Source organism: Moraxella atlantae NBRC 14588, assembly GCF_001591265.1.
Classification (GTDB): domain Bacteria; phylum Pseudomonadota; class Gammaproteobacteria; order Pseudomonadales; family Moraxellaceae; genus Faucicola; species Faucicola atlantae.
This window is the reverse complement of the sequence record NZ_BCUL01000007.1, coordinates 18,514-31,226: the sequence shown is the minus strand read 5'-3', so window position 1 is coordinate 31,226 and position 12,713 is coordinate 18,514. Positions and strand designations below refer to the sequence as shown.

Below are 12,713 nucleotides of genomic sequence, written 5' to 3'. Positions count from 1 at the left end.
AAGGGTATAATGCTGGGTTAATATTCGCTGATTTAATGATTGTTTTTAGCCATCAACTAGCAATCAACTTAGATAAAAGGGCGTATTGTGAACAAGATAACGCAAGCATTACAAGATTTTTTGACCGACCTAGCAAATCAAGGGCTAAACGCGCTATTGGCAAAGACCCAGGACTGGTACGCGCGATTTGAGGATTTTTCTGAGCAAGAGATTTTGCTACCAATTAGCGAACAACAGGTGAATGACGCCTTGGCACAATATGTCACCAAAAAAGTTGCTGCCGTACTGGATTTGCATTTAGATTTGCATGACAGCTGGCTGCGTCTGCACACCACGGTCAATGTCAAAGGTATATTTGCCCAGCTTGCGGTTAATTTGCGATTGGTGCACGTGCAGCTAGATCGTGACCGTCAGCGGTTGGTATTTGGACAGCTATCGAACACCGAAGTATTGGTACTGCACACCGACAGCTATCTTAAAACACAAGCAATCCGTGCGGCGTTGTGGGGTTTTCAAGGTGTCCTCAAGCGCGACCCGTTGGGCTTGGCACTGGGCAGAGCCAATCTAGCCACCCAAAAAGATGACATTTTGTATTTGGACTTGGCGCGTTGGCTGCGTAAAAATGAAAAAATCATGGACACACTCAATAAAGTGCAGATCAACCATGGCTTACTAGCTGAAGAGCAGTTGTTGCTCAAAGCGCAAGTTAATATCAGTGAAATCATCAATTTGGGCTCAGGACAAGTGGTAATCACCGAAGATGATAACCCAGACAATCCCAACAACGACCCCAACAGCCCAACACCCAGCGATAAATTGACCGATAAACACACTGATCATACCGATGAGGTAGACCCTGCACCGTCCCAAACAGTGTATGTCGCTGCCTAAGCGCGGCCAGTTACGCCTATTACCAATAATTTTCGACCGCGATATTGCCCTCACCGCGCCGATTCATCAGCAAGCCGCGGTTTTGTAGCGCGGTTTTGGTGTCAGCGACCATCTGCGGATTACCGCATAACATCACATGACTACTATCGGCGGACAATATTTGCCCAACGGCATGTTCAAGCGCGTGATTGTCAATCAGCGCTGGCAAACGTTGGCTAAACTGCCCTGCGCCTGCCTCACGAGTGACGATTGGCACATAATGAAATTGCGCCGCTTGGCCCTCGGTATAAGCTTGAAAGGTTGTGGCAAGCTCGCTGATCTGTGTTTGATACGCCAACTCTTGGGAAGTACGCGCGCTATACGCCAGCACGATGGTTTGGTAATGTGTCCAAACATCTAGTGTCTGCAACATCGACAAAAACGGCGCAAGCCCTGTACCCGTTGCCAGTAGCCACAGATCTTTTGGTGCAGGCTGCTGATAGCGTGCCAATGTCAAATAACCAAACGGCATAGGATTTAGCCACAATCGATCACCAACCTGCAAATACTGAAGCCGACTAGTAAACGCGCCATCGACAATCACCACCGAAAAAAACTCCAAAAACTCATCAAACGGTGACGACGCAACCGAATACGCCCGAAAAATCCGCTCGTCAAGCACGCTGCTCGCTAGCGTTGATTGGTCTTGATTAAAGTGTTGTAACTCAGTAGGATTGAGTCCCAAACGCACAAATTGCCCTGCGGTAAATTTAAAACCCGATGGGCGACTCACCCGAAAACTAAACAACGTCGGTGCCCATTGATGCACCGACAATACCTCAACCGCCACAGCTTTAGCATCTGACATAATCATCCTCATTTTGTTATCACCCGATAAAAAACGCGGCTAAGATTGCCGCGTTTTTTGTGGTGATCGATGGTAATTTGCAAGTCTTAATAAATTTTAATGGCTAGCAAAATTTTTGACAACCACTCAGGGAAGATACCCAAGTAAAGCACTGCCAACGTCACTAACAACACCATGATACCGCCTGCTTGCAAGCCCCAATGATTGACCGCATCATACGCGCGCGTGTTTTGCTCACGGCTGAAGTCAGCGCGTTTGAATAGGCTAATCATGAAGTTTAGGTAATAGTACAAACCAATCGCACTACCCACAATAATCATTGCCGTTAGCCACCATGCTTGTGCACTGGCGGTAGCAAAAATTGCATAAAACTTACTGATAAAGCCTGCAGTCAAAGGCACACCTGCCAAAGACAACAGCATAACCGTCAATACCGCAGTCAAGACAGGACGCTGCCAAAATAAACCACGGTAGTCATCCAGCGTCTGCGCCTCACCCCCTTGATACGGGCTTGACATAATAGAAATCACGCCAAACGAGCCCACAGTAGTGAGCGCGTACACCGCCATGTATAGACTAGCAAAGCCGACTGACTCAATTGTCACCGCACTTACCACTGCCAACACATAACCCAAATGCGCAATTGACGAATACGCCAACACGCGTTTGGCGTTGCGCTCACGCAGCGCAAGCATATTACCCAACAAAATGGATAAAGTCGCAATCACCACCAATAAAAACTGTACCGCAGGGATCGCCAATGTTGCGCTGGTCAGTAAAAAACGCAGACCCACAACAAGCGTCGCCACTTTTGCCACGCTACCCAAAAAGGTCGCCACAGGTGCAGGTGCGCCTTGATACACATCGGGTGTCCATGTATGAAACGGTGCTGCCGAAAGTTTAAAGGCAATCGCAAATACCATCATTGCTGCACCGACCACCAAAAGCGGTAAGTTCATACCTGCTTGTAGGCTATTGACAGTTGCCACGCCAATTTGACGAAATGACAACGTACCTGTACACGCATACACCAATGCCATACCCATGAGCAGCGTAGCTGAAGCCGTGGCAGATAGCACCAGATACTTCATACCTGCTTCAAGCGATTGCTCGCGCGCATAAGTATACGCCAGCATGCCATACATGGGTACAGACAACAGCTCAAGGCTAACAAAAAACGCCGCCATGTGGTCAGTACATGCCATCAACAGCGCGCCCAATGTGGCGATCAACATCAAAATGTATAGCTCTTCTTTTTGCCCGTTAAGCCCATTAGCGGTCGAGTTTTCGATATAACCATGTGCCAATGTAAAACATGCCAACGCACATACCAAAATCACGCCCATATTAAACTGAGCAAAACTATCGACAACAAATAAGCTTGATACCACGCCTTGCATTTGTGCCAGTGGATTGAGCACACCCCAAATCACCAACACCAACGCAATATTTAGCCCAGCCACACTGATGGTACCTGCTGCCGTATTTGAGCGTTTGAGCGCGATGGCGATCATCACCATCACCGCAGTCAGCGAAATGACCAACATCGGCGCAAGTGGTATCAGACTTGTCCAGCCTGTCGCGCCCATCATCCCATTCGCCAAGCCAGTAGTAGCCATTGGATTCATTAACGCACCTCCAAATGCGCGAAAGGTTCGTTGGTTGCGCCTGTTGAACCTGCCAACGTCGCCGCGCTATCCGCCGCCGTGGCTGTGGGTTGATACGCCTGCTCAATCCAACGCATACTTGACTCAGACACATCTAAAAACGTTTGTGGATAAAGCCCAAGCCACAACAAACCAATGGCTAAGGTCAATAAAATCGCAACTTCACGCGCACTTAGATTGGCAAAACGTTGCACAAAACCATGCGTGCCCATGTGTGTGTGGTGGTGTGTATCATGCGCCACACCATTGCTAGCTGCCGCCGAATACGTATCTTGCATCACGGTCGCTGTTGTAGACTCAGCTGCCGCAACTACTGTAATTGCTTTAGCATCATCTGTAGACATAGGATTTACAGGCGCGTGCGCAACAGGCAAATCATCAGGTGTATGACCAAATAGTGCGCGATAAATCAAGATCAACGCATACAAACCTGCCCACACCAAGCTAAACGTTGCCAATACCACTGCCACAGGATGGCGGCTAAACGCACCCAGCAAAATCAAGAACTCACCAATAAAATTACCCGTCGCAGGAATACCCAACAGGGCCGCACTAAAAAACATCAGCAGTGGTGGATAATAACGCAGCTGTCCCCATAGTCCACCCATTTTGGTCAAATCACGAGTGTGCAAACGCTCATACAACTGCCCACTCATGATAAACAACGCCGCCGAGCTCAAACCATGCGCCAACATCTGAATCATCAAACCCTGTAGGCTAAGTAAGCTACCAGCATACATTGCCAACACGACAAACCCCATATGTGACACACTGGTATAAGCCAATAAGCGTTTCATATCGGTTTGCATAAATGCAAGCCACGCGCCATAGAAAATACCAATCGTACCAAGAATAATCGCAATCGGCGCAAACTCTGCACTGGCATTAGGAAACAACGGCAAGACAAAACGCAACAAACCATACGCTGCGGTTTTAATCAAAATACCTGCCAAATCCACCGAACCTGCCGTAGGTGCTTGCGCGTGCGCATCGGGCAACCAACCGTGCAAAGGAAAAATCGGCAACTTAACAGCAAAACCAATAAAAAACAACAACATCAATGGATATTCCCAGCCGCCCAACGACGTGCCCAGCAAATCCATATAATCAAAGGTTAATTGTCCTGATGTGCTGGCATGAATCATCACCAACACCAAAATACCAACCAACATGATCAAGCCAGAAGCTTGTGTGTAAATGAAAAACTTAGTCGCCGCGTACTCTTTGGTTTTACCATTGATAGCGTTATGCCCCCAAATGGCAATCAAAAAGTAAATCGGTACCAGCATCATCTCCCAAAAGAAGAAGAACAAAAACAGGTCGATTGCCAAAAATACGCCAATAACCCCGGCCAAGCTCCATAGCAAGTTTAAATGAAAAAACCCAACGCGCCGCTGAATCTCACCCCACGAACACGCAACCGCCATCATGCCCAAAAATGCCGTCAAGGCAACCATCAACAGCGACAAGCCATCCACCGCCAAGTGAAAGCTTACACCCAATGACGGCACCCAGGGTACACGATATTCTGCAAGCCACGTTGGGCGCGCACCGATCGCTGGTAGACTTTGCATCGCTTGGCCAAAATCGCCTGAGTGCCACAACATCAATGACAGCACAAACGTAATCAACATGCCCAAAAACGCAATCCAACGCGGCAAGTGCTCATCGGCTTTCTCAACCAACCAGCATAAAAAGCCAGCGATTAAGGGCACAAAAATTAAGGCAGGTAACAATATATTATTTTGCATTGGTTACATCCCTATCATCATCATGACCAACACCAACAGCACCGCCATACCCAGCGCAAAGCTTGCGGCATAGCCCCTTAAGGAACCAGATTGCAACCAATTGCCCACGCGGTTACCCGTCATAGCAAGTGCAGGCAAAATACCCCACGTTTTATCCACAGGGTCGGCTTTGAATAAACGCCCAATCAGTAAAAATGGCTTAACGAAAATCGCATCGTACAGTGCATCAAAACCCAAACCATGATAGCACCAGTAGTTCATCGCGCTGCCCAAGCCCGAGTGTTTCCAACGAGTCAAAAGTCGTCCTCTGTCCAACACATACAACGCCGCAGCAACCACAAAACCTGCCAACATCGCACCCATTGCAATCAGTTCAGCCGTGTGTTTGCCATGTGCATTACCTGCTTGCTCAAGCAGCACTCCTTGGCTCTCTGGCAATACTTGTACCAATGGCGGATGAATCAGTGCACCAACGGCTGTCGATAGTACCAACAATACCACCAATGGAATTTGATATGACAAGCCTTTTAGTGGCTCAGCATGAGTTTTTGGCTCACCAAAGAATGTAAACCAAATCAAACGGAAGGTATAAATCGATGTCAAAAACGCCCCTGCGACTGCCATCCAAAATAGCGTCATATGACCGCTGGCAAAGGTTTCCCAAATAATTGCGTCTTTTGAATAATAGCCTACGGTAATCCATGGCACTGCTGCCAACGCACCACCACCGATGACAAAACACCAAAATACCAGTGGGATCGTCTTACGCAAACCACCCATACGGAAAATATTTTGCTCATGATGTACGCTGATAATCACCGCACCTGATGACAAGAACAACAAGGCTTTAAAGAACGCATGGGTCATCAAGTGGAAAATCGCAATTTGCCACGCACCCACGCCCAACGCCAAAAACATATAACCAATTTGGCTCATCGTTGAATACGCCAAAATCCGCTTGATGTCGGTTTGTGCCAATGCACAAAAACCTGCCACCAACAGAGTCAGCGCGCCTGTAAAACCCACCCAATTAACCAATACATCAGGGGTCATGATAAAAATTGGGTGTAAACGTGCAATCAAATACACACCTGCGGTGACCATCGTCGCCGCGTGAATCAATGCTGACACCGGGGTCGGGCCTGCCATCGCGTCTGCCAACCATGAATGTAGCGGAATTTGCGCCGACTTACCCATCGCGCCCAATACCAACATCACCGCCGCCAACTGTAGCATACGGTCATTGGCACTAAACACTTGTGGCACACGTGTGACAATATCATGAATATTGAGCGTACCTACGCTATAGAACAGCAAAAACAACCCAAACGCCAAAAACACGTCGCCAACCCGCGTCACAGTAAACGCTTTCATCGCTGCGCGCCCATTGGCACGGTCATGAAAATAAAAACCGATCAATAGATACGAACAAATACCGACACCTTCCCAGCCTAAATACAGCAGCATCAAGTTATCGGCAAGCACCAACAATAACATGCTGGCAACAAACAAATTCATATAGCTAAAAAAGCGTGCGTAGCCTGCTTCACCACGCATGTACCACGAAGCAAACAAATGAATCAAAAAGCCCACACCCGTGATAATGCCCATCATGGTCACAGCAAGCCCGTCGACTGCCAAACCAAAATTTGGCGCAAACTCACCCACGCGTAGCCATGTCCACAATGGCATTTGCACCAATGTGCCAACAGGATAGTCCATCAAAAAATGACCACCCGCCAGCAATGCGCAAACCGCTGACAACGCCATACTACCTACGCCAATCATAGCAGCTGTAGGCTCACTCAAACGATCACGCCCAATGGTGAGTATCAAAAAGCCCAAGAGTGGCAAAATAAATGTTAATGGTAATGCATTCATTCCTGTCACCCTTGCATCCGATTGGCGGTATCAATATCCAAATGCCCGCGCTTATGATAAAACTGAAGCAACATGGCAAGTCCAATCGCCACTTCCGCCGCTGCCAGCGTCAGCACCAAAATAAACATAATTTGTCCGTCAGCATTCACCCAACGGCTGCCTGCCACGACAAACGCCAACGCTGCGGCATTGAGCATCATCTCAAGCCCCATCAGCATAAACAAAAAATTGCGCCGCGCCATCACGCCAGCAAAGCCGATGGCAAATAACATCGCTGCCAGCATCAAGCCATGACTTAACGGAATCTGCCCCATTATGCTCGCTCCTTGCTCAAGCCCATCACCGCATCTTGCTGCACACTATTGGTAGGTGCGACAGGCAGGTTTGGCACATCTGCCCGCAAGCTATCATGGGTCAGGTTTTCATCATCCAGCGCGCGTCGTGCCAAGTGATACGCCGCCACCAATGCTGCAAGCAACAAAAAGCCTGCAACTTCTACCAACAATAAATATTCTGTGAACAAACGCGTGCCAATCATTTTGGCATCAACCACTTGTCCACCAATCATACCCAAACCAACTTGCGCTTGCTGTACCGCAACTGGCATACCATTGGCATCTACACCTACCGCTTCTACCACCATATTATTGCCATGCTGCAAGCCTACAAAACTTACCAACACCACACCAATAATAAACGCCAATCCCGTTGGCACTGCCCACGCCGATGATGTCAGCCAGCTGCGTTCTTGCTCAGCGTTTTGGCTGCCTAAATTTAGCATCATCACGACGAATACAAACAGCACCATAATCGCGCCTGCATAGACAATAATCTCTAGTGCGCCAGCAAACGGTGCGCCTATGGCAAAAAACACACCCGATATCGCCATCAATGACACAATCATATTAAGTAGCGCATGCACAGGATTGACCCGCGTAATCACTCGTAAGCTTGCGATCAATGCCACTAACGCCAAAATATAAAACCCGATCGTCGCTCCTGTCCACATCATGGCAATAAGCTCCGTAAGTCAATGGGTGCAGATTCATTTTGTGCTGCACCTTTGGGTTTTTCTTTAATCGCCATCCCCGTTACCCGATAGTAATTGTAATCAGGGTATTTACCAGGGCCTGAAATCAGCAAATTTTCTTTTTCATAGACCAAATCTTGGCGGTTATATTCTGCCAACTCAAAATCAGGTGTCATTTGAATCGCTGTAGTGGGGCAAGCCTCCTCACACATACCGCAAAAAATACAGCGCGAAAAATTAATACGGAAAAATTCAGGGTACCAACGCCCATCTTCACGCTCTGCTTTTTGCAATGAAATACAACTTACAGGACATGCCACCGCGCACAGGTTACACGCCACACAACGTTCATCACCATCGGGGTCTCGCGTCAAAACAATACGTCCACGAAAACGCGGCGGTACGGGTACAGGTTGCTCAGGATACATGATCGTATCACGCGGGCGTGTGGCATGGCTTGCAACCATCAACATGGTGCGCAGCACACTGCCAAAGCCCGTGAGGGTGTTTTTTAACATCGTCCAATACATACGGCACTCCTCCCCCGTTTAGCCAATCACCTGTGGCGAACGCCACAAGACAAACGCCGCTGTCAGCAGCAAATTCACCAATGTGATCGGCAAGCAAATTTTCCAACCAAAATTCATCACTTGGTCATAGCGTGGGCGCATCAACGAACCACGCAGCAACACAAAAAACGTCATAAAAAACAATGTTTTGAGCATAAACCAAATAATCGGTGGAATCCAAGTAAAAATCGCAATATCCGCAAGCGGCTGCCAACCACCAAAAAATAGCACCGTAATCAATGATGAAATCAACACGATATTGACATATTCACCGACAAAGAACATACCAAATTTCATGCCTGAATATTCAACGTGATAACCCTCAGCAAGCTCTTGTTCGGCTTCAGGTTGGTCAAAGGGAAAACGGTGAGTAACCGCCACACCTGCCACTAAAAACGTCAAAAAGCCCAAAATCTGCCCAAACACGTTCCAATGCCAAAAGCCTCCTGCTTGTGAGGCAACGATGTCACGCAAGTTAAACGATCCTGCCAACGCCACCACACCCATCAAGGATAAACCCAAAAACACCTCATAACTGATGGTCTGAGCCGCTGAACGCAATCCACCCAGCAAAGCAAACTTATTTGCTGATGCCCAACCGCCAAACATCACCGCATAGACAGCCAAGCCTGCCATAGCAAAAAAGAACAAAATACCGATGCTCCAATCTGCCCCACCTAATGCCGGTGTGATTGGCACAATGATATAGGCTGCCAACGCGGTAAACATCGCAATTGCAGGAGCAAGCACAAAAATAAACTTGTCGGCAAATCGCGGTGTCCAGTCTTCTTTAAAGAAGATCTTGAGCATATCGGCGACAACCTGTAGTGAGCCTTGCCAGCCAACACGGTTTGGTCCATAGCGGTCTTGCCACAAACCCAACATACGGCGCTCGTAGGGAATCATCAACGCTGCTGCAATCACCACCGCCAAAAAAATCACCAGCGATTGTAATACCAAAAATAGGATTGACCAGCCTTCGGGGCTAAACATGCCGCTGAGCCACATCGGCACCTGAGGCAACTCTCTGACCGCATACTGCATTAGACTCCCTCCCCTGCTGTTACCATCACGCTGCTGTCTGCCACAGACGTAGCTTGCGCGGCTTTTGCCACTTGCACGTCAGGTTTTTGATGGCTTGATAACGCAATATGCAATGCAGGTACCTGACCTGCAGGATAGCCAATACAACCTTCTGCCAAATAATCCACCAGCTTCACAGGCAATGTGGCTTGTGCTTGTCCCACCGTGACCATGATCATATCACCGTCTTGTAGCTGCCAATCTGCCGCATCATCGCGCCCAATGCTAAATACTGGTGTGACCAACTGCTCTGCTACCACAGGGCTACGCGCTGCCAATTCACTGCTAGCAAAAATATTGAAAATCGGTACCAACTGATTACGCGCCGATGGCTGATCAAGCATGTGATAATCGCGTGTAGGCAGTTGCGTTGCTGTGTCGAACAAGCGCACACCAGGGTCGCCATGTTTAAGGTGACCGCCTACTTTATCTTGGTACTTGTTCCACGCTTGCGGCGAGTTCCAACCTGCTGCCCACGCAAACGGAATTAATGCCGAGTCCGTTTGCGTACCCACATAGCCTTCTTGTGAGAAAGTCAAACTGGTATCAATGTCTTTGGGCTGCTCAGGTTCATGTACCGAGATTGGCGCGCGCATGGCGGTGCGCCCCGAATAACGCCGTGGCTCACGAGCAATTTTTAACCCCGTAATACGATACGCTGCTGACGGCGCAGCTTCGACGATACTTGCTAGATTTGGATTGGCATTGGCAACAGCTTGCACGACATCATCAAGCTGTGTCCAGTCAATCACACGCCCTTGCAGCTCTGATTCGATGGCATGTAGCCAACGCCAGCTTTCTTTAACATGGGTCTGCGGACGATAATACGAGGGCTCATAGACCTGAAAAAATCGCTGTGCGCGTCCTTCGGCTGATACCAACGTGCCATCGGCTTCGGCAAACGTTGCTGCTGGCAAGACCACATCTGCACCGCTGTGCCAAGGGTAAGCTTCGTGGTCAAGTACAATTACGGTTTTGCCTGCCAACAAACGTTCGCCATCAGCTTCGCTTAGACGTTTGGCGAGGTCATTTTCCATGACGATCACCACGTCGGCCTGTTTGTTTAACAATGCATCAAGCGGCTGTCCGCCCAAGAGATTTACACCGATACTGTTGGCATGTGGTACACATAAATAGATATTGGCGGTTTGATGGTAATCCGCGGTCATCTTCATGTGCTCAGGCAATTTGACTTCAGGTTTATCGTCTTTTTTGCCGTCGCCTTGTGCATGAGCGACTTCTGCTTTTTGCTCAGCATCAGCTTGTTGCTTAAGCGCGGCTTGCTCAGCATTGATTTTGGCAATTTCTTCATCAACCGCCACATTGTGCGCATCGACAACGGTTTTTTCATGGGCAATAACCGAGCCACGTTGCTGACCTGCTAGTTTAGCAATTTGTGCCGCTGCTTGGATAATCGCGGTTTCGCCCAATGATGTACCAGCAATAATCAGAGGTTTTTTGGCTTGTAGTAAAGTTTGTGCGATACGTTTTGCCATTTGTTGCATGGTATCATGATCGGCGGTGCCTACATCTTGCCCGACTTCATCGACTGGTAAGTCTTTAGGCAAAATATCGGTTTGTAAACCTGCCAGCGCATCGGCGATTTGAAAACCAAACGCGGCGATGTCGCTAGGCGTTGCCACGCAGCTAAGTTCAGCGATGTCATCAAGTTTGGTGGTCGTGACATCGATGATAAAAATCGGGCTGTAGGCATTTTGTCCGATACGACGCACAGGCTCTGCTAGCCATGTTGGCGTGCGCAGCGCGGCCGTCATTTGCTTAGCTTTGTTTTTAGCGGCTTGACGCACGGCAAGCGCGATACGTGGATGGGTTTGGGTGATATCTTCGCCCAAAATCAGCACTGCATCATGTTCTTCAATTTCACGCATGCTAACGTTGTGCATGTCTTGGGTGGTCAAAACATCAATACAGGTTTGTACCAAATCTTGCTCAAACGCACTGACGCCGATGCTATAGTTTTCTGCACCCACCAAACGTTTAAGCGCGTAGTTCGACTCTAAACTGGCAACGGGTGAGCCAATACCTAGCACAGCTTTACCTTGTAGGCGACTTTTGACGGCATCTAACGCATAGTCGACACTGACAGGTGCCATGCGCTCGCCAATGCGCTCCAACGCTTGCATCGGGCGATCGGCGCGATTGACGTAGCCATAGCCAAAGCGTCCACGATCACACAGGAAGTAGCCATTGACTTCACCATTATAGCGGTTTTCGATACGACGCAATTCGCCATAGCGCTCACCTGCCGAAATATTACAACCTGCTGAACACTCATGGCATACGCTTGGCGCGTATTGCATATCCCATTTGCGGTTATAGCGGTCAGAGTGGGTTTTATCGGTGAATACACCCGTTGGGCAAACTTCGGTCAAGTTGCCCGAAAATTCGCTTTCAAATTGTCCGTCTTGCTCACGCCCAAAATATACGCGGCTTGCTGATGCATACACACCTAGGTCATCGCCCCCTGCATAGTCTTTGTAGTAGCGTACACAACGATAGCAAGCAATACAGCGGTTCATTTCATGATTGATGAACGGCCCTAAATCTTGGTTTTGGTGTGTGCGCTTGGTAAAGCGATAACGGCGGCGGCTGTGCCCTGACATATAAGTCATGTCTTGTAAGTGGCAATGCCCACCTTCTTCACACGTTGGACAATCGTGTGGGTGGTTGGTCATCAAAAATTCGATCAAGCTTTTGCGAAACGCCTTGACTTCAGCATCGGTCACCGAAATATACATGTCTTCAGTGGGATTGATCATGCAAGACATGACCAAACGCCCTTTACCTGCCTCAAAGTCTTCTTTGTTATTAAACTGTTTGACGGCGCACTGACGGCATGAGCCCACTGACCCAAGCGCAGGGTGATAGCAAAAATACGGCACATCAATACCCAGCGATAAGCACGCTTGTAGCAGATTGTCCGCGCCGTCTACCTCGACAGTTCGTCCATCGATATGAATGGTTGCCATAGAT

The 12,713-nt window shown here is 48.6% G+C and carries 10 protein-coding genes; 1 reads left to right on the top strand and 9 read right to left on the bottom strand.

From position 1 onward, the window contains the following. Window positions 1–87 precede the first annotated feature (87 nt). Complete coding sequence (locus MA2_RS05635; protein WP_174519465.1) at window positions 88–891, top strand: hypothetical protein; 804 nt, start codon at window positions 88–90, stop codon at window positions 889–891. A 19-nt stretch (window positions 892–910) separates the two neighbouring features. On the opposite strand, the gene MA2_RS05630 is transcribed toward MA2_RS05635, so the two are convergent. From MA2_RS05630 to nuoG, 9 genes are all read right to left on the bottom strand, one after another. Further along, window positions 911–1,738: a ferredoxin--NADP reductase gene (locus tag MA2_RS05630; RefSeq protein ID WP_067057951.1), complete on the bottom strand. Its 828-nt coding sequence runs from the start codon at window positions 1,736–1,738 to the stop codon at window positions 911–913. Between the two features lie 86 nt (window positions 1,739–1,824). Next, on the bottom strand, window positions 1,825–3,366 hold the full coding sequence (locus tag MA2_RS05625; RefSeq protein ID WP_373279754.1) for an NADH-quinone oxidoreductase subunit N: 1,542 nt from the start codon (window positions 3,364–3,366) through the stop codon (window positions 1,825–1,827). Further along, window positions 3,366–5,156 (bottom strand): NADH-quinone oxidoreductase subunit M, encoded by a 1,791-nt coding sequence (gene nuoM / locus MA2_RS05620; RefSeq protein WP_067057802.1) that lies wholly within the window; start codon window positions 5,154–5,156, stop codon window positions 3,366–3,368. The genes MA2_RS05625 and nuoM overlap by 1 nt, the downstream gene beginning before the upstream one ends. A gap of 3 nt (window positions 5,157–5,159) precedes the next feature. Next, window positions 5,160–7,037, bottom strand: a complete 1,878-nt coding sequence (gene nuoL, locus MA2_RS05615) for an NADH-quinone oxidoreductase subunit L (RefSeq protein WP_067057798.1) — start codon at window positions 7,035–7,037, stop codon at window positions 5,160–5,162. Window positions 7,038–7,042: 5 nt separating this feature from the next. Further along, window positions 7,043–7,351, bottom strand: coding sequence for an NADH-quinone oxidoreductase subunit NuoK (gene nuoK, locus MA2_RS05610; RefSeq protein WP_067057795.1), 309 nt, complete (start codon window positions 7,349–7,351; stop codon window positions 7,043–7,045). Further along, on the bottom strand, window positions 7,351–8,046 hold the full coding sequence (gene nuoJ / locus MA2_RS05605) for an NADH-quinone oxidoreductase subunit J (RefSeq protein ID WP_079352176.1): 696 nt from the start codon (window positions 8,044–8,046) through the stop codon (window positions 7,351–7,353). Before nuoJ ends, nuoK begins: the two co-directional genes overlap by 1 nt. Beyond that, entirely contained in the window at window positions 8,046–8,597 is a 552-nt protein-coding gene (nuoI, locus tag MA2_RS05600) for an NADH-quinone oxidoreductase subunit NuoI (RefSeq protein WP_067057790.1), read from the bottom strand. Before nuoI ends, nuoJ begins: the two co-directional genes overlap by 1 nt. Window positions 8,598–8,615: 18 nt before the next feature. Then, window positions 8,616–9,680, bottom strand: a complete 1,065-nt coding sequence (nuoH, locus tag MA2_RS05595; protein ID WP_079352174.1) for an NADH-quinone oxidoreductase subunit NuoH — start codon at window positions 9,678–9,680, stop codon at window positions 8,616–8,618. Next, window positions 9,680–12,709: an NADH-quinone oxidoreductase subunit NuoG gene (nuoG, locus tag MA2_RS05590; RefSeq protein WP_067057786.1), complete on the bottom strand. Its 3,030-nt coding sequence runs from the start codon at window positions 12,707–12,709 to the stop codon at window positions 9,680–9,682. Before nuoG ends, nuoH begins: the two co-directional genes overlap by 1 nt. Window positions 12,710–12,713 lie beyond the last annotated feature (4 nt).

Excerpts from the sequence above, each read along its gene's own strand:
- MA2_RS05630 (WP_067057951.1), bottom strand. The coding sequence starts at position 1,738 with ATGTCAGATGCTAAAGCTGTGGCGGTTGAGGTATTGTCGGTGCATCAA.
- MA2_RS05625 (WP_373279754.1), bottom strand. The coding sequence starts at position 3,366 with ATGAATCCAATGGCTACTACTGGCTTGGCGAATGGGATGATGGGCGCG.
- nuoM (WP_067057802.1), bottom strand. The coding sequence starts at position 5,156 with ATGCAAAATAATATATTGTTACCTGCCTTAATTTTTGTGCCCTTAATC.
- nuoL (WP_067057798.1), bottom strand. The coding sequence starts at position 7,037 with ATGAATGCATTACCATTAACATTTATTTTGCCACTCTTGGGCTTTTTG.
- nuoK (WP_067057795.1), bottom strand. The coding sequence starts at position 7,351 with ATGGGGCAGATTCCGTTAAGTCATGGCTTGATGCTGGCAGCGATGTTA.
- nuoJ (WP_079352176.1), bottom strand. The coding sequence starts at position 8,046 with ATGTGGACAGGAGCGACGATCGGGTTTTATATTTTGGCGTTAGTGGCA.
- nuoI (WP_067057790.1), bottom strand. The coding sequence starts at position 8,597 with ATGTATTGGACGATGTTAAAAAACACCCTCACGGGCTTTGGCAGTGTG.
- nuoH (WP_079352174.1), bottom strand. The coding sequence starts at position 9,680 with ATGCAGTATGCGGTCAGAGAGTTGCCTCAGGTGCCGATGTGGCTCAGC.
- nuoG (WP_067057786.1), bottom strand. The coding sequence starts at position 12,709 with ATGGCAACCATTCATATCGATGGACGAACTGTCGAGGTAGACGGCGCG.